The organism is Pseudalkalibacillus sp. A8, assembly GCF_045920555.1.
Lineage (GTDB): Bacteria > Bacillota > Bacilli > Bacillales > Fictibacillaceae > Pseudalkalibacillus.
The window spans coordinates 2,394,878-2,410,583 of the sequence record NZ_CP174509.1 but is presented as its reverse complement, the minus strand read 5'-3'; the positions used below and the strand labels follow the sequence as shown (position 1 = coordinate 2,410,583).

Here is a 15,706-nt window from a genome sequence, read left to right as displayed (position 1 = left end):
TTTCGTCAGCCGAGCTGATACGGTAAATTCTTACGCCTTTTTGCCGAGCTTATAACACTATCATTATTAAATCCAGTGCTATTCGACGCAGAGAGAGCCCTTCAAGACGTTACTCTATTATTTGACTCTTCGATATAATCCTTCAATTCCGAAAGGAATTGTCTAACCTTTATCTGAGTAATGTGTCCCATCCTCAATTTAAATTAGAAACGTTTCGCACAACGATCTGGCCCTTTTCTGCAAACCATAAAAAACCTTTTTGATCCAGTTTTCGTTTGTATTTATCGAACGTTTGTTCCTATAATTAGACTACAATATCCATAACTGTAAGGTGAATTAAATTTGCAGTTCTCAAACCTTGAATGGGAGTCGTTACGTGTGGAGCATAATTTTGATGGGAAACCTTATCATTTATCTATTATTTGTGTTGTTAATAACACCACTTGTTTATTCCAGATTAGGAAAGAGAAAAGTTGGGAAATTCATTACATAGCCCATGCGTGTGAAGAATGTGAATATTGCGGTTCCGTTCACTTGTATTCAACATGTGAGATATTATCCTCTTCTTTGAAGGGAAAAGAAGATACACTCTTCAAGTGGATCCGAACACAAAAACGAAATTAGAATCTAAGATTTATGTTGAAAGATCCAAGTTTTTATACAAATCTCCCCTAAAATTACCAATAGCAATTCACTAACATCTTTTATGAGTCCTTTGCTAAACTTGGCTTAGGTGAGACTCATGTGCTTCTACAAACAACTAAAAATACGTTTAATGATTCGGATTACATCTTTGAAATGAAATTGGATGGTTTTCGAGGTATCTTCAGTCAAATCGACGGAACACCTACTTTATATACACGCCACAATAACATTGTAACAGACCGATTACCTGAACTATTGAATGTCCCTATCATAGAAGATATCTCCTTGACGGAGAGGTCGTTTGCTTTAATCCACTAACAAAACAGGTAGACTTTGAAGGCGTTATGGAACGTTTCCTGACAAAAAACAAACAAAAAATCACACAAAGAGCTATAGTACAACCAGTTATCTTCGTAGCATTTGATATCTTATTTTATAAGGGTGAAGATCTTCGAAAACTCCCCTTGATGGAACGAAAAGCTATTCTGGATGAAGTTATAAAGGATAACCAAGCCTTCTCCAAAATCAGGTTTATTGAGGAAGACGGCGTATCTTACTTTGAAGCAATAAAAAAAGCGAACCTTGAAGGAATGGTCGCTAAATATAAAAACAGTGTCTACCAACCGATCCGGTCCAACCAATGGTTAAAGATTATCAATTGGCAGTACACTGATGTCTTTATAACAGGATATAAAAAAGATCAAACCGGCTGGATAGCATCGATTGAGGACGACCATCGAATGAAATCAGTCGGTGTAATTGAATATGGAGCTTCTCCTGATGAGCGTAAGGCGTTTTATCAAGTTTCCAAATCACTGATTACCCATGAGGATCAACAAAAGGTTTACCTGGACCCGGGCATCCCTGCGAAGGTAAAATTCCGAAATTGGACCAAAAAGGGGTTACTAAGGACTCCTGTAAATTTATTCTATAACTTAAAAGAAGCTCATAATTGAAAAATCCATTCATTGGTAAAGTTTAAAAAAGGAAGGAGGCTAGCTCCTTCCAAGTTATTATACATATCCTTTTTCTTTCAAACTTGTATACCCAGCGTTAGCATTGACGACGAGATGATCCAAAACCTCTATCCCCATCATCCGTCCAGCTTCTACAAGTCTTTTTGTTACCTCAATATCTTCTCTGGACGGGTTCGTATCTTGAGAAGGATGCTGGTGACATAGTATGATCGCTGCGCTGTTATTCAGGATTGCACTTTTGAATACTTCTCTAGGATGCACAATACTTGCATTAATTGAGCCTACATGGCACCGATGAACGGCAATAACTTTATTTTTGGTATTGAGACACATGACAAAGAACACATCCGATAACCGTAGAAATGTCAATGGGCTTCGCCTTACAATAACCGTTTCGAGTGACAGCCCTTGATTCAACGAATTGGAGTGGATCTCTCCCGATTTAAAAAATAGCCGACAGCGTGCTTGCCGGCTATTTGAATATAGAATTCAATTCGATTTCCTGCGAGGATATACATTTGTTCGCTGGGCCCAAGCTTCCCAAGTTTGCTTCATTTCCTCAACAAGTTCTGGGTATATATCCTTCAGGTTATGCAATTCTGTCCGATCATTTTCCATATCATACAGTTCCCAATCCATTTCTTTTATTTTTGAGAGCTTCCATTTCCCTCGGCGCACACCACAATGCTGTTCATGTTCAAAGCAAAAGATACGTTCTTCAGCTTCATTTCCTTGAAAGGCAGGTAACATACTTTCCCCTTCCATTGGCAGGATGCGATATCCGTTATAGTTTTCCGGATAGGAAGTGCCAGTAATCTCCACAAATGTTGCCATAAAGTCTATAAAATGCCCTGGTCGATGATCAATTTCTCCCTTACGCACCACTTTTTCAGGCCAATGAACGATCAAAGGAGTACTAATCCCACCTTCATGCCCGTAATGCTTATACAGTCTGAGTGGTGTACTGCATGCATTTGCCCAGCCAGAACCATAGCTATGATAGGAATCAGGGCCTCCCATCCATTCTAAATCCTCTTTTCGGTGCAGAAAATTAGAGGTTGTAATCCAGTCATCAAATCCCCATGGATCCCACTCCGCACAGGCACCATTATCTGAACAAAATAGAATTAACGTGTTTTCCAGCTCACTTTTTTCTCGTAAATCGTCAATCACTCTGCCAATATTCTGATCCATACGATCTATCATTGCGGCATAAATAGCCATTCTCTTTACTAGATCCTTTTGCCGGTCCGGATCAATGGAGTCCCAGGCGGGATTAACGCCTTGGATATTTCTGTCCCTATTCCAGTATTCTGAACGTGGTGTCAGGAGCATATCTTCCGGAACAATATCCAGTTCCTTCATCTGTTCCAGCCTTTCTTCCCGAATTCTGTCCCATCCTTTTTCGTATACCTTTTCGTATTTAGCAATTTCCTTTTTTGGTGCCTGTAATGGAAAATGGGGCGCATTATACGACAGATAAAGAAAGTACGGCCGCTCGTCCTGCCGTGAGTCTTCGATAAAATCCAATGCATGATCAGTAATTGCATCGGTAGCATAAAATTCACCGTCCGAATAACTTCGCTCTGGCCGACCTTCAGGTAAGCGGGTATAATCTCGCTCATCCCAGAAGCTGGTAAACCCACCTAGCAAGCCATAGAAATCATCAAATCCACGTTCTATTGGACCAATTTCACCTACATGCCATTTTCCTGATAAATACGTATGATACCCAGCCTCTTTTACAACTTCTGCTAGTGTTACACAATGATTTTTTAAGTATCCGCGATAACCAGGTGTTTCCAGATCCTCTGTCATTTCTCCAACCCCGGCCTGATGTGGATAGAGTCCACTTAGCAAGGAAGCTCTGCTCGGACAGCAACGGGCCGAATTATAAAACTGGGTAAAACGCAAGCCTTCTTTTGCAAGCTGATCCAGGTTCGGAGTATTGATCTCACTCCCGAATGAACCAAGATCGGAGAAGCCTAAATCATCCGCCAAAATTAAAATAATATTAGGTTTATAGTTCACGATATATTCCCCTCTAATCCAGCATAGGTGTTATGTTGCGTCATTAATTTCTTTTATCTTTTCCATGGCAATCTTCGGTTCTCTGTTTTCCTTCAACAATCCATTGATCTCTTGTTGCACATCCGTGGTTTGGGTGTAACAGTAACCACTGATATATGGAATATCCTTAACCGCATCCGTAATTTCGCGATAACGTTCTAAAAACTCTTCTTCTGTGGATACTTGTTTTCCGTATCCCCAGCCAGTATCATCCTTAAAGGCTATTCCTCCATATTCCGTCAAAATAACAGGCTGACCATTATATTGATAACCTTCCGCAAAAGCATACTTATGATTGTTATGAGGGATTTTATTGTTTAAAATTTGTTCCTTCTCCTTATATCGGTCATAAAATACTGCTCCAGATTCTTCATAATCATGTAGCGCTATAATATCAGAAATGGTATGCTCCCACCCATCATTTACGATAACCGGGCGAGTGGCATCCAGTGTTTTCGTCAAGTAGTAAATCGTCTCTGTAAACGACTGCTGCTTTTTATCCTTAATAATATGCGGAACTCCCCAGGATTCATTAAATGGAACCCAGGTGATGATCGATGGATGATTATAATGCTGCTTTATGATTTCCAGCCACTCTTTTGTAAAATTTTCAACTGCTTCATCAGAAAACTCATACGTAGCAGCCATTTCCGACCAGACAAGGAGGCCTTTCCTGTCACACCAGTACAGAAAGCGATCATCCTCGATTTTCTGGTGTTTCCGAACGCCGTTATATCCCATTGCCAACGTTTTATCAATATCTTCTATCATCGCTTCATCCGATGGTGGGGTGAGCATGGTATCCGGCCAATAGCCTTGATCAAGAAGTAGTTTTTGGTAAATCGGCACATTGTTCAATAATACAGTTCCATTTTTAATGGAGATCTTCCGCATACCAAAATAAGATTTGACTTCATCTATCAATGCATCATCCACATATAAACGAAAGGTCACATCATACAAATGCGGATGATCTGGTGTCCAATGCATGATCTTCCATTCATGGATATCAGAGGTTAACGCTACCTCAATTTGTTCATTGATCCTGTTTGGCGTGATGGAAAATTGGGTTACCTGTTTTCCTTTAAAACTAATTGTTGTCACAATATGACAAGTTTTACTTGGTAATTGATTCAATTGATACTCCAATTCGACCGAATTAGTATCAATTTGTGGTGTAATCTTCACATGATCGATTGTTGTTTCTGGTAAGAATTCAAGCCATACCGTTTGCCATATGCCTGTTTGCTGGACATACCAACATCCAAAATTCTCATTAATCCAACGCTGCTTCCCACGAGGTTGATAACAGCTTTGGCTATCCTCGACTTTTACGACTAATTTATTCTCCTCATGTATGTCAATCGTATGCGTAATATCAAAAGAGAATGCAGCATAACCTCCAGCATGCGAGCCAATATAAACTCCATTCACCCATACTTTGGTAAGATAATCAGAAGCCTGAAATCTTAAGATCGTACGTTTAGCTGCATCTTCTTTTGGAATACTAAAGAAACGATGATACCATATATTGGGATGGAATGTCTCATCATCAATCCCACTTGCTTTTGTTTCATACGTAAATGGAACTTCAATCTGTTCTGTGAATTTAGGTAGCTCCTGCCATTGTTCCCTCTCCCCAACATTTGCATCATCAAAAGCGAATCCCCATGTTCCATTTAAGTTAAGCCATGCCTCCCGTTGGAACTGCGGACGAGGGTACTCGGTTCGTTGATACGTATTAGTTTCCTGTGTCATTGTCTCTTTCATATTTATTCACTCCTCTATTAACCTTTAATTCCTGTGAAACTTATTCCTTTCACTATTTGTTTTTCAAAAATAAGAAATGCAATAATAACTGGAATGGATGCAATTGCATTCGCGGTCATTGGTAATACATACGCCTGCGAATAGGTTGAATTAAACACTGGCAAGCCGACTGGCAACGTATACAATGTTTCCGACAAAATGGATAGGTACGGCCATAAGAAATTATTCCATGAACCAATAAATGTAAAGATTCCAATCGCCGCAATCGCTGGTTTCGCCAAAGGTAAGACAATCTTGTAATACAGCTTAAAATAAGAACATCCATCAATAATGGCGCTTTCGATGACTTCTTTCGGTACACCGTCAAAGAAACTCTTCAAAATAATTACCCCAAGTGGTGAAGCAATCATAGGCAAAATTAAACCAGCGTAACTATCAATAAGATTCATGCTCTTTACAATTTCATACAGAGGGATAATCGTTGCCTCTCCCGGGATCATTAGTCCTAACAAAAAAAAGATATATATTAAATTCTTGAAGCGAAACTTCATTTGCGAGATTGCAAAGGCGGCGAACGAAGTAATAATTAATGTCAATATTGTCGTGATAAAAGCAACAAAGAAACTATTAAACAACCAGCGAAGAATTAAACTATCCATGATAATGTTGACATAATTCGAAATAGTATATGGTGGTAGAAACCACTCAATCGGGTTTGAAGTTGAGAAACCATTTGGCTTTATAGACACGAATAACATCCAGATTATCGGGACGATAAACAATATAGCGATAATAATGCCAACAATTACCTTTACCTTTAATAGCGGATCGCGATTGCGATCCAAAGCTTTTCTACTTTTCGATAAACTAATGGTAGCCATCTAGCTTTCCTCCAATCGTTGGTTTTTCAATTGAATAATCGATAGGATAAGTAGGATGAAGAATAAGGCATAGGACATCGTCGCTGCGTAACTTAAATTATTTTGCGTGAAGCCTGTTTCATAAATGTATTGGATAAGCGGTCTTGTTGCTCCACCTGGACCCCCACCTGTAATTAAAAGTATCTGGGCAAATACTTTATAAGAGGCTAGTATTTGTAATAAGATAATCACACGCCCAATTGGAATCAGTTGCGGTAATGTAATATAACGAAATTGCACCCATCTTGAAGCTCCGTCAATTTCACTCGCTTCATAATATGTGTCGGGAATTTCTTGCAAACTAGTAAGAAAGAGAATCATATTAAAGCCAACCGACCACCATAACGTTACGCCAACGATACTCACCCAAGATAATGTCTTATCAGCCAACCAAAATGGTTCTGCGTTTATCCCTAACGCCTGAATCACTGTGTTTACCAAACCACTATACGGCTGTAGCATAAAGATTGCTAAAAAGGAAATCACCGCAACAGACAAGATACTCGGGAGAAAGAAAGAGCCACGAAAAAATGTTTTTAGTTTGGTATTTAAATTAGCGAGCAGGGCTAGACCTAATGCCAGAAGTACCATCGTTGGTGTGGTAAGGATAACAAATAGGGTGGTGTTCCATAAGGTCTGCCAGAAATAAGGGTCGTTGAACATTTCCACAAAATTCTCCAAGCCGACGAAATCCATTTTTCTTACGAGATTCCAATCATATAAACTCATTTGCAATCCTTTAAAAATTGGAAGGATCGTAAATAACAAATAAGCAATAAAGAAAGGTAATAAGAATGGTATCGCTTTCACATCTTTGATCCAACCTTTCTTATTCATCTCTTAAACTCCTTTCTTATCCAATTTTGTAGTGCACTTAATTATTAATAAGCTCTTTTACTTCTTTTTCAATCCTTTGAAAGGCTTCTTCTGGTGTAGCTTCATTCGTCCAGATCCGATCTAGATTACGAACCATAATATCGTTTATGCCACGATAATAAATGGTTCGATCAGAGAAATTGACATAATCGGCAACTTGAGCATAATCTTCACGATATGGCATTTCTTTAAATTCCTTTGATTCTACTACGGTATCCTTGGCCGGGATATGGCCTGCTCGGGCCCATTTAGCTCCATGGTCTGTGGCAAAGTCCATAAATGCGACCGCACCTCGTTGAACTTCTGGGTCTGCATCTTCATAGGCAGGCAATACAAATGTATGCGAACCACCCCATGCTCCTTTTTGCCCGAAGATATTCGGGAGAGGCATCGCTGTAAAGTTAAAGTCTTCGGTGCTTTCCCAGATTCCTGTAGACCAAACCCCAGTAGCAATGGTTGCTGCTTTACCAGATTGGAAATCCGTATAGAAATCTGCTAGATTTAATGGGATCACTTTATCTTCGTACCAAAATGATTGCATGTATTCCGCTACTTTAATTGCTTTTTCTGTATCTAAGGCATAGGTTGGATTCTCCAAGTCATCAGTAACAATATGTTCCCCGCCAAGCTGTGAATAAAAAGCCCACCATTGTCTAAAGCCATCCATTCCAACCGTTGGGAAGGCTAATGGAATATTCTCCTCAGGCAATTCCTTTTTTAATGTTTGAAAGAATACTCTAAAGCCCTCTGGCGTCTTCTCCATCTTTAATGTTCCATCATCATTTAATAAACCAGCATCATCAATTAGATCGTTATTAAAATACATAATATGTGGATGGGTATCGATCGGGATCGCATAGTGTTGATTGTCAAAGACGGTTTGTTCTAAAATATTTGTATTAAATTCATCCCATTGAACACCTACTTCATCTGCATAGCCATCCAAATCTTGCAAAATCCCAAGATGGACTAATTCTGGCAGTGTATGTGAATGAGATATTGCAATATCTGGTCCTTTACCTGCGCCAAGACTGGTTATCAGCTTCGTATAATATTCATCGAACTCTTGCTGGATATTATTCACATAGAATTCATCTTGACTTTCGTTGAATTCATCAACAATCGTTTGCATGTATTCGGCATCTCCACCTGCAAATAAGTTCCACATTTTAATTTCAGTGGCTCCTTCTGGAACATTTGCGCTACTTCCACTCACAAGCTTACTTATACCGGAACACGCAGTTAAGAGAATAACAATTAAAATAAGACTTAAAAATATACTTAACCTACCTTTCATCAAGCATCCCTCCTTTTTTATTTAATACATATTTTATGTATTAATACTGTTTTATTGTATGTTTGAAACAAATAGTACACTTAATTTTCTGAAAAGTCAATAAAATTCAGAGGGAAATTTTTTGCTAAACTCTATTCCCAAATAAAAAAGGTTCGTACTCCATAGAGTCGAACCTTCTTAAATAATTTACTCTCAAATTAAATCAACATTGTTATGTGAAATCAATCTTCAATTTGATATCCTGCGAATAATCTCCAAACTCCTTACCAAACAAATTGATTCCACCCTTATGAACCGCATCTTCTTTTATACCTACTTTCATTGACAAAAACTCATTTTCTAACAGTTTTAGATCATTAATATTACAATTAGAAAGCTGAAAATCATCAATCATCGTATGTTTTTTAGTTACCTTCCACGTCTTTAACGTACCATATTGTGTACCTGTTGTTTCAATCCAGTAACTAGGATTCAGCTTCCCGGGGCGGTCCCCATAATCTCCAGGACTTGTCCATGTACCAATGTCTACTTCATTGAGCCATACTGTAATATCTGAAGGCCAATTGTGATCATAGTTCGGTGCTTCAGAACAAATCTCCATGGAAATTTGCAGTGCATTCACATCTGCCTTATAAGGGATAACAATAGGGAACTTATACTCAAAATATCCTTTTCTAGTCCATATTAGTTGAGCTTTGGAGCGTTCAGGACTATAAAAATGAACTGGTTCATCCTCGGGTATGAGAATTTTATCTTGGTTTGCCATTCCACAAGTAGGGGCAACTTGAAAATCAGTATACTGTCCAATTGGCATTTCTAATTCATAGCTTTTACTTTCATTAAAAAAGCTATCTTTATTATTTAATTGAATGTGGATATCATCAAAGTTTCTGGTGCATACCTTCATGGCACCTCTCCTTGCAGGTCTCAGTTCTGTCTGTATTAGTGCAGACTGTTCCAAAACCTTAACATGTGAAGCTGCTGTCGATACAGGTATTTCTAAAGTATCAGCCAATTGGTGGATATTCATATTTCCTACATTTAAGAGGTTAATGATCTTCAAGCGAACATCTGAAGACAAAGCATGAGCAACCTTTCGCAATTTATCTGCTTCTTTAATTGATAATTCTAACAAGCAAAATCCTCCCTTTACACTTATGTAAACTTATATATTAGAAAAATTGTAATTATACAGATTTTTTATTTATTTCTTTTTATAATACTATAAAATATGTAATAATTAAACTGTTTAAAAAATATTTAAAAACACTTCATAATGGGGTAACCCAGGGTATCGCCAACATTTTGAAAACCCACAATAATACATTTTTTGGAAACAAGAAGCCGTTTTCTCCTACGCTTGACTGTACCCTTGAAATTACACAGTTTAATAAAAAGTCCTATGCAGCTAAGAGGTGACGTCGGAATGGTGGTATTATCCCCTTCTAGTAGACAGTACAAAGAAAGTTACTTTACTGTTTATTCTGGAGGGGATTTTTTATGGGGAAAAAAAGAAGAACTTTTACTGTTGATTTTAAAATGAAGGCTATTGAAATGTATTTACACAAAGGTATGGGTAGTAAACTAATCGGAAGAGAATTAGGAGTTACGTATTCCGTAATTGATAGGTGGATTAAAAACTATAAGGATGAGGGTATTCTAGGCCTACAAGAAAAACGAGGAAAATCACGACAAAATACAGGTTCAAATAAGCTTAATAAGGACGACAGAATAAAACGATTAGAAGCGGAGAACGAATACTTAAAAAAGCTCTTAGCTGCGAAAAGGGAGATGAGGTCAAAAGAGACAGATCAATAGAGTTTGGTATTATTTATTCATTAAAGCAGAATTTCCCTATTGTGTTACTATGTGAAATTGCTGGGGTGTCAAGAAGTGGATATTATAAATGGGAAAAAAGAAAAAGGAATCCATCTCAAAAGGACAAGGAAGACATATTTATTATGTCTAAAATACTGGAATGCGAACAAGATTCCGATATTAATGGTAGTTTTGGTTATCCGAGAGTTCGTAGATGGCTTATAAGAACATATGGTTTACAGATCAACCATAAAAGAGTATATCGTTTAATGAAGAAAATGGGGATACAAGCTAAGATTCGGAAGAAAAAGTGGAAACACTTTGGCTTAAAGGAACAATGTGTTGTATCAGATAATCATTTAAACCGAGAATTCTCAACGGATAAACCAAATGAAAAATGGGTTACAGATATTACCTATCTTACTTTTAACGGAAAGCGCTTATATCTGTCTGCCATAATGGATCTTTACAATAATGAAGTTGTAGCTTATAAAATAAGTGAAAGAAACAACTTAAGATTAGTACTAGACACAATAAAGAAAGCCATAAGAAAAAGAAATGTTCAGGGAACAATACTACATAGTGATCAAGGGTACCAATATACTTCAAAAAAATATAACCAGCTTCTAGACAAACACAAGATGAATGTAAGTATGTCTAGAAAGGGTAATTGTTATGATAACGCTTGTATAGAGAGCTTCTTTAGCCACCTTAAGACAGAATGTTTTTATAGATATGAGTTTCTCGAGAAAGAACAAGTTATTAAAGCCATAAGAAGATATATGAGATATTACAACAATAAACGATTTCAAAAAAGACTAAGCAACCTTAGTCCTATTGAATTTAGAACTAAGGTTGCTTAATGAAAAGCACCTAGTTTAACCGTGTCTACTTGACAGGGGTAAGACCATGGTTCCGGGGTCATCTTTTTTAATTCGCATTGATTTCTTGAAGAATTAGTAATCCATAAAACCTTCTACTTTCTTACCTAATTCCTCTACGGTTTTACAACTGGATGTATCCAGTTCATCCTTCATATGGCCAAAGAATGATTCATAGAGGCATTATCCTACAGTTTCCTTTCCGTGACATCGATAATTTCTCGTGTTGTCCCGTCTTTTACGCACGATAAATACACCGGTGTCTGTTTTCGAGATAGAGATAGGTGATATCCGTCAGTAAAACCATACCTGTATCCGTCTGGACAAACTGACGATCAGGAGGTAAGCTTTATCGAATCCTGCTTTTAAAACAATTTATCTATTTTCCCTCTCAATCGGCACGTTTTTCTCTTAAGAGTCATACATTTGAATGCAATATAATATATTTTTTATCAATTACTTCAGATTAGTTTTAATCCCCTTGTTTATTGCAAAATAGAAGTGCAGAGCTTTGCAAAGGAAAAATGCAGAGTCCTGCACTTTATTTAAACTAAAAAGGACTTGCCAGCCACCCCAAGTCCCTCTACTGTTAATTGGTGTCTAATCAATGCAGTGGAGGTTAAAGGAGAAAACCATAACAATTTGTAAAACACTAGATTTTAATGCAAGCCATACAGATGATCTATTTGGAGATCCTAAAACCTACAATTCTAAACGGACGATTACAATAAGTCAGGAATTAGTAAGTGATCTTTCATTTCACATTAAACAACAAAATCAGAATAAAATAGTCTTTCAAGATTTATATCATTACGATTTAAATCTGGTTTTGTGTAGGAAAAACGGTAATTTCATACCGAAATCAAGTTTATTTAATGCATTTTCTAGCATTTTAAAAAGAGCAAACCTCCCTCCACTACCTATTCACGCACTTCGACATACCCACGCAGTTCTTTTGTTAGAGTCTGGAGTTGATATGAAATATATTCAGGAACGCTTAGGACACGGCAGCATTCAAATAACTTCTGATGTTTATTCCCATATTTCAAAAAAGATTGATCAAACCAGTATGAGTCGTTTTGAAAACTACATGAATGATATACTTAAGTAACTTTTTGTGGGTGTTTCGTGGGTGGAATGACAAATAATTAAATTTATATAAATTCACCCACGAAAACAAAAACCCCTGACACCAATGGTATCAAGGGTTTAGAGGAATTAGTATAGTTGGATATACTGTTCACGTTCCCAAGGATGAACTTGTGTGCGGAACATATCCCATTCGATTTCTTTAAGCTCAATGAAGTGTTCTGTTGCGTGCTCACCTAGAGCTGCAGTCATGACTTCATTTGATTTGAAGTTTTCCAATGCATCCTTCAATGTCGCTGGAAGGTCACGGATACCCGCTTGTTCACGTTCTACTTTATCCATGGAGTAGATATTGCGGTCTACAGGTTTCGGTGCTTCCATCTGATTCTTGATGCCATCAAGTCCAGCAGCAAGCATTGCCGCCATTGCTAGATAAGGGTTGGCAGATGGATCGACACTACGTACTTCGATACGAGTACTGATGCCTCGTGATGCCGGGATACGAATCAGTGGGCTACGGTTGCGCATTGACCATGCAACGTAACATGGTGCTTCATATCCAGGTACTAGACGCTTATAAGAGTTTACAGTCGGATTCGTAACGGCAGTGAACGATTCAGCATGCTTTACAATACCTGACAAGAACTGCATTGCAGTCTCGCTCAATTGTGTTTCTGTGTTTGGATCATAGAAAGCATTTTCCTTGCCTTTGAACAATGACATATTCGCATGCATTCCGGATCCGTTTACACCGAATAACGGCTTCGGCATGAAGGTCGCATGTAATCCATGCTTACGAGCGATTGTCTTGACCACGAGTTTAAACGTTTGGATGTTATCACATGTCGTGACGGCATCTGCATATTTGAAATCGATTTCGTGCTGACCTGGTGCAACCTCATGGTGAGAAGCTTCAATTTCAAAGCCCATGTCCTCAAGTTCCAACACGATATCACGGCGGCAGTTTTCACCCAAGTCCGTTGGAGCAAGGTCGAAGTAACCACCTTTATCGTTCAATTCAAGTGTAGGTTCGCCTTTATCATCATTCTTGAATAAGAAGAATTCTGGCTCAGGTCCGATATTGAAGTCCGTGAAACCGAGATCTTCCATTTCCTTAAGTATACGCTTCAAGTTTGCACGAGGATCTCCTTCGAATGGCGTGCCATCAGGATTATAAATGTCACAAATCAAACGTGCAACTTTCCCTTTTTCAGATGTCCAAGGGAATACGACGAATGTATCTAGATCAGGGTAGAGGTACATATCAGATTCTTCGATACGGACAAATCCTTCAATAGATGAACCGTCGAACATCATTTTGTTATCGAGGGCTTTTTCCAACTGACTTGTAGGAATCTCTACGTTTTTGATAGTACCAAGTAGATCCGTGAATTGCAGTCGGATGAATCTTACATTTTCTTCTTTCACCATTTTAAAAATTTGATCCTTCGTATACTTCGAGCTCATTTTGTTTCCTCCCTATTTGATTTGAAACTACATTACTACTTGTCTACTACTTGCAATTACTAGAGATTCAATGTGAGGTTGAATTCAATTGAAGAATCGAGACAACTCCCCTTGAATCAATGAGGCCTTTCCATAACGACCTGCTTGATAGAGTTCTTTTTTCAAATGCTTGTGGAGATCTGCTTCAGTAGGCTCCTTTTTATAGTAAGGGTGCATAGACTGCATACCCCTTTCCTTCATTTCAAAGACCTCTCGGATTCCAGCTAAATTGACCCCACGTTCCAGAAGAGACTTGATTTCAAGCAACCGGTCAACATCGTTGAAAGAGAACATTCTGCGATTCCCTTCTGAACGAGCTGGCATTATCAACTTGTTTTCTTCGTAATATCGTATTTGCCGTGCCGATAACTCGGTCAGTTGCATAACAATCCCCATGGGAAATAAGGGCATGTTTCTTCTCACTTGATCTCCCATTGTGCCTCCTCCTCTCTTAAGAACTACTTATAGTATATGCAATGTCAGGATTTATGTCAAATAAATGTTAGAAAACCTCACATTTCTTTTTCGACAAAATAAACAAGAGAGTGACACACACTCCCTTTAATTAATTCCCTATACTTTTAATGTTAAACCAGAATTTTTCAATTCTTTTACAGCTGATAAGATGGCAAGCTTGACATGAGCATACGTCAATCCCCCTTGCACATACGCTTCAAAAGGAGGGCGGATCGGACCGTCAGCAGACAATTCGATGCTCGCGCCTTGAATGAATGTACCTGCAGCCATGATCACATCATCCTCGTAACCTGGCATATAGCTCGGATACGGTACAACATGTGCGTTGACCGGGGAAGCCTTTTGGATTGCTTGGCAAAAACGGATCATATAGTTTGCATCATGGAATTTGACCGATTGGACGAGGTCGGTGCGCTCACTGTCCCATCGCGGAGAAGTATCAAATCCTATTTCCTCTAAAAATGCTGCGGTAAAAACCGAACCTTTCAATGATTGACTGACAACATGCGGGGCAAGGAAAAAGCCTTGGTACATGTCCAATAATGTGTCCAAAGAGGCACCTGCTTCCCTTCCCAACCCAGGTGATGTTAATCGATAAGCGCATAGTTCAATCAAATCTTCCCGGCCTGCTAGATATCCGCCGATTTTAGCGAGTCCCCCGCCTGGATTTTTAATAAGGGAACCGGCGATCAAATCAGCTCCAACATCTGTTGGCTCTTCTTTCTCCACAAACTCACCATAGCAATTGTCGACAAAAACGACCACATCTGATTTAATACTTTTGACGAACTCGATCATCTCTTTAATCTGACGAATCGTAAAAGAAGAACGTTCTGAATATCCTTTTGAACGTTGAATCCCGATCATTTTCGTACCGTTATGTATTTTTGATCTGACTGTTTCATAATCAATTCCTCCGTCTTGGAGAAGATTGACAGACTGGTATGAAATATCGAACTCTTTTAACGACCCTTTCCCATCTCCACGTATCCCCACGATTTCTTCAAGCGTATCATAAGGCTTACCTGTGATATACAAAAGTTCATCTTTCGGGCGCAGGATCCCAGAGAGTGCAATAGAAATCGCGTGAGTACCAGAGATGATATGCGGTCGGACGATAGCCGCTTCTGTACCGAACACTTCTGCATACACTTTTTCAAGCACATCTCTTCCTGTATCGTCGTACCCATAACCTGTAGAGGGGGTAAAATGAAAATCGCTCACCTGATTATCCCGGAAAGCGGACAATACTTTCTTTTGATTGAACTCTTCAATCACATCAATCTTCGCATGGACAGGGCTGATTTTTTCTTCTATTATCTTTGTAAGCTCGACTAATTGTTCGTCTTGGTTAAAAACATTCATTCGATTTCATAATCT

The 15,706-nt window shown here is 38.5% G+C and carries 15 protein-coding genes and 1 pseudogene; 5 read left to right on the top strand and 11 right to left on the bottom strand.

Features of this window, described 5'->3' with window-relative positions; genetic code table 11:
* The first annotated feature begins 744 nt into the window (after positions 1 to 744).
* Together ACJROX_RS12500 and ACJROX_RS12495 are read left to right on the top strand one after the other, a co-directional pair.
* Positions 745 to 963 (top strand): hypothetical protein, encoded by a 219-nt coding sequence (locus tag ACJROX_RS12500; RefSeq protein ID WP_408011074.1) that lies wholly within the window; start codon positions 745 to 747, stop codon positions 961 to 963.
* The gene (locus tag ACJROX_RS12495) at positions 900 to 1,601 is read left to right on the top strand and encodes an ATP-dependent DNA ligase (RefSeq protein ID WP_408011643.1); all 702 of its coding nucleotides are present in this window, start codon (positions 900 to 902) and stop codon (positions 1,599 to 1,601) included. Before ACJROX_RS12500 ends, ACJROX_RS12495 begins: the two co-directional genes overlap by 64 nt.
* Before the next feature lie 57 nt (positions 1,602 to 1,658).
* Here ACJROX_RS12495 and ACJROX_RS12490 read toward each other — a convergent pair whose 3' ends face one another.
* From ACJROX_RS12490 to ACJROX_RS12460, 7 genes are all read right to left on the bottom strand, one after another.
* Positions 1,659 to 2,009, bottom strand: a complete 351-nt coding sequence (locus tag ACJROX_RS12490; protein WP_408011642.1) for a JAB domain-containing protein — start codon at positions 2,007 to 2,009, stop codon at positions 1,659 to 1,661.
* A 102-nt stretch (positions 2,010 to 2,111) separates the two neighbouring features.
* Positions 2,112 to 3,653, bottom strand: coding sequence for an arylsulfatase (locus ACJROX_RS12485; protein WP_408011073.1), 1,542 nt, complete (start codon positions 3,651 to 3,653; stop codon positions 2,112 to 2,114).
* Positions 3,654 to 3,683: 30 nt separating this feature from the next.
* Positions 3,684 to 5,462, bottom strand: a complete 1,779-nt coding sequence (locus ACJROX_RS12480) for a glycoside hydrolase family 2 protein (RefSeq protein ID WP_408011072.1) — start codon at positions 5,460 to 5,462, stop codon at positions 3,684 to 3,686.
* Positions 5,463 to 5,479: 17 nt separating this feature from the next.
* Positions 5,480 to 6,343, bottom strand: a complete 864-nt coding sequence (locus ACJROX_RS12475) for a carbohydrate ABC transporter permease (protein WP_408011071.1) — start codon at positions 6,341 to 6,343, stop codon at positions 5,480 to 5,482.
* A complete protein-coding gene (locus tag ACJROX_RS12470; RefSeq protein WP_408011070.1) occupies positions 6,344 to 7,219 on the bottom strand; it encodes a carbohydrate ABC transporter permease in 876 nt (291 codons plus the stop codon).
* Between the two features lie 37 nt (positions 7,220 to 7,256).
* The gene (locus tag ACJROX_RS12465) at positions 7,257 to 8,555 is read right to left on the bottom strand and encodes an ABC transporter substrate-binding protein (RefSeq protein WP_408011069.1); all 1,299 of its coding nucleotides are present in this window, start codon (positions 8,553 to 8,555) and stop codon (positions 7,257 to 7,259) included.
* Between the two features lie 211 nt (positions 8,556 to 8,766).
* On the bottom strand, positions 8,767 to 9,690 hold the full coding sequence (locus tag ACJROX_RS12460; protein ID WP_408011068.1) for an ArsR/SmtB family transcription factor: 924 nt from the start codon (positions 9,688 to 9,690) through the stop codon (positions 8,767 to 8,769).
* A 365-nt stretch (positions 9,691 to 10,055) separates the two neighbouring features.
* On the opposite strand from ACJROX_RS12460, the gene ACJROX_RS12455 reads away from it, so the two are divergent.
* Together ACJROX_RS12455 and ACJROX_RS12450 are read left to right on the top strand one after the other, a co-directional pair.
* Entirely contained in the window at positions 10,056 to 10,373 is a 318-nt protein-coding gene (locus tag ACJROX_RS12455) for a transposase (protein WP_408006964.1), read from the top strand.
* Complete coding sequence (locus ACJROX_RS12450) at positions 10,295 to 11,236, top strand: IS3 family transposase (protein WP_408011641.1); 942 nt, start codon at positions 10,295 to 10,297, stop codon at positions 11,234 to 11,236. The genes ACJROX_RS12455 and ACJROX_RS12450 overlap by 79 nt, the downstream gene beginning before the upstream one ends.
* 93 nt (positions 11,237 to 11,329) lie before the next feature.
* Here ACJROX_RS12450 and ACJROX_RS12445 read toward each other — a convergent pair whose 3' ends face one another.
* Complete coding sequence (locus tag ACJROX_RS12445; protein ID WP_408011640.1) at positions 11,330 to 11,410, bottom strand: hypothetical protein; 81 nt, start codon at positions 11,408 to 11,410, stop codon at positions 11,330 to 11,332.
* Between the two features lie 448 nt (positions 11,411 to 11,858).
* On the opposite strand from ACJROX_RS12445, the pseudogene ACJROX_RS12440 reads away from it, so the two are divergent.
* Positions 11,859 to 12,365 (top strand): annotated as a pseudogene (locus ACJROX_RS12440) (site-specific integrase); the annotation flags it as partial.
* Positions 12,366 to 12,472: 107 nt separating this feature from the next.
* On the opposite strand, the gene glnA reads toward ACJROX_RS12440, so the two are convergent.
* The 3 genes from glnA to ACJROX_RS12425 all read right to left on the bottom strand — a co-directional run bounded on the left by glnA (position 12,473) and on the right by ACJROX_RS12425 (position 15,691).
* Entirely contained in the window at positions 12,473 to 13,810 is a 1,338-nt protein-coding gene (gene glnA / locus ACJROX_RS12435) for a type I glutamate--ammonia ligase (protein WP_408011067.1), read from the bottom strand.
* Positions 13,811 to 13,894: 84 nt separating this feature from the next.
* The gene (locus ACJROX_RS12430) at positions 13,895 to 14,284 is read right to left on the bottom strand and encodes a MerR family transcriptional regulator (protein ID WP_408011066.1); all 390 of its coding nucleotides are present in this window, start codon (positions 14,282 to 14,284) and stop codon (positions 13,895 to 13,897) included.
* A 138-nt stretch (positions 14,285 to 14,422) separates the two neighbouring features.
* Complete coding sequence (locus tag ACJROX_RS12425) at positions 14,423 to 15,691, bottom strand: aminotransferase class I/II-fold pyridoxal phosphate-dependent enzyme (protein ID WP_408011065.1); 1,269 nt, start codon at positions 15,689 to 15,691, stop codon at positions 14,423 to 14,425.
* Positions 15,692 to 15,706: the final 15 nt, after the last annotated feature.

Coding starts and splice junctions, on each gene's coding strand:
- ACJROX_RS12480 (WP_408011072.1), bottom strand. CDS start 5,462: ATGAAAGAGACAATGACACAGGAAACTAATACGTATCAACGAACCGAG.
- ACJROX_RS12475 (WP_408011071.1), bottom strand. CDS start 6,343: ATGGCTACCATTAGTTTATCGAAAAGTAGAAAAGCTTTGGATCGCAAT.
- ACJROX_RS12470 (WP_408011070.1), bottom strand. CDS start 7,219: ATGAATAAGAAAGGTTGGATCAAAGATGTGAAAGCGATACCATTCTTA.
- ACJROX_RS12465 (WP_408011069.1), bottom strand. CDS start 8,555: ATGAAAGGTAGGTTAAGTATATTTTTAAGTCTTATTTTAATTGTTATT.
- ACJROX_RS12455 (WP_408006964.1), top strand. CDS start 10,056: ATGGGGAAAAAAAGAAGAACTTTTACTGTTGATTTTAAAATGAAGGCT.
- ACJROX_RS12445 (WP_408011640.1), bottom strand. CDS start 11,410: ATGAAGGATGAACTGGATACATCCAGTTGTAAAACCGTAGAGGAATTA.
- glnA (WP_408011067.1), bottom strand. CDS start 13,810: ATGAGCTCGAAGTATACGAAGGATCAAATTTTTAAAATGGTGAAAGAA.
- ACJROX_RS12430 (WP_408011066.1), bottom strand. CDS start 14,284: ATGGGAGATCAAGTGAGAAGAAACATGCCCTTATTTCCCATGGGGATT.
- ACJROX_RS12425 (WP_408011065.1), bottom strand. CDS start 15,691: ATGAATGTTTTTAACCAAGACGAACAATTAGTCGAGCTTACAAAGATA.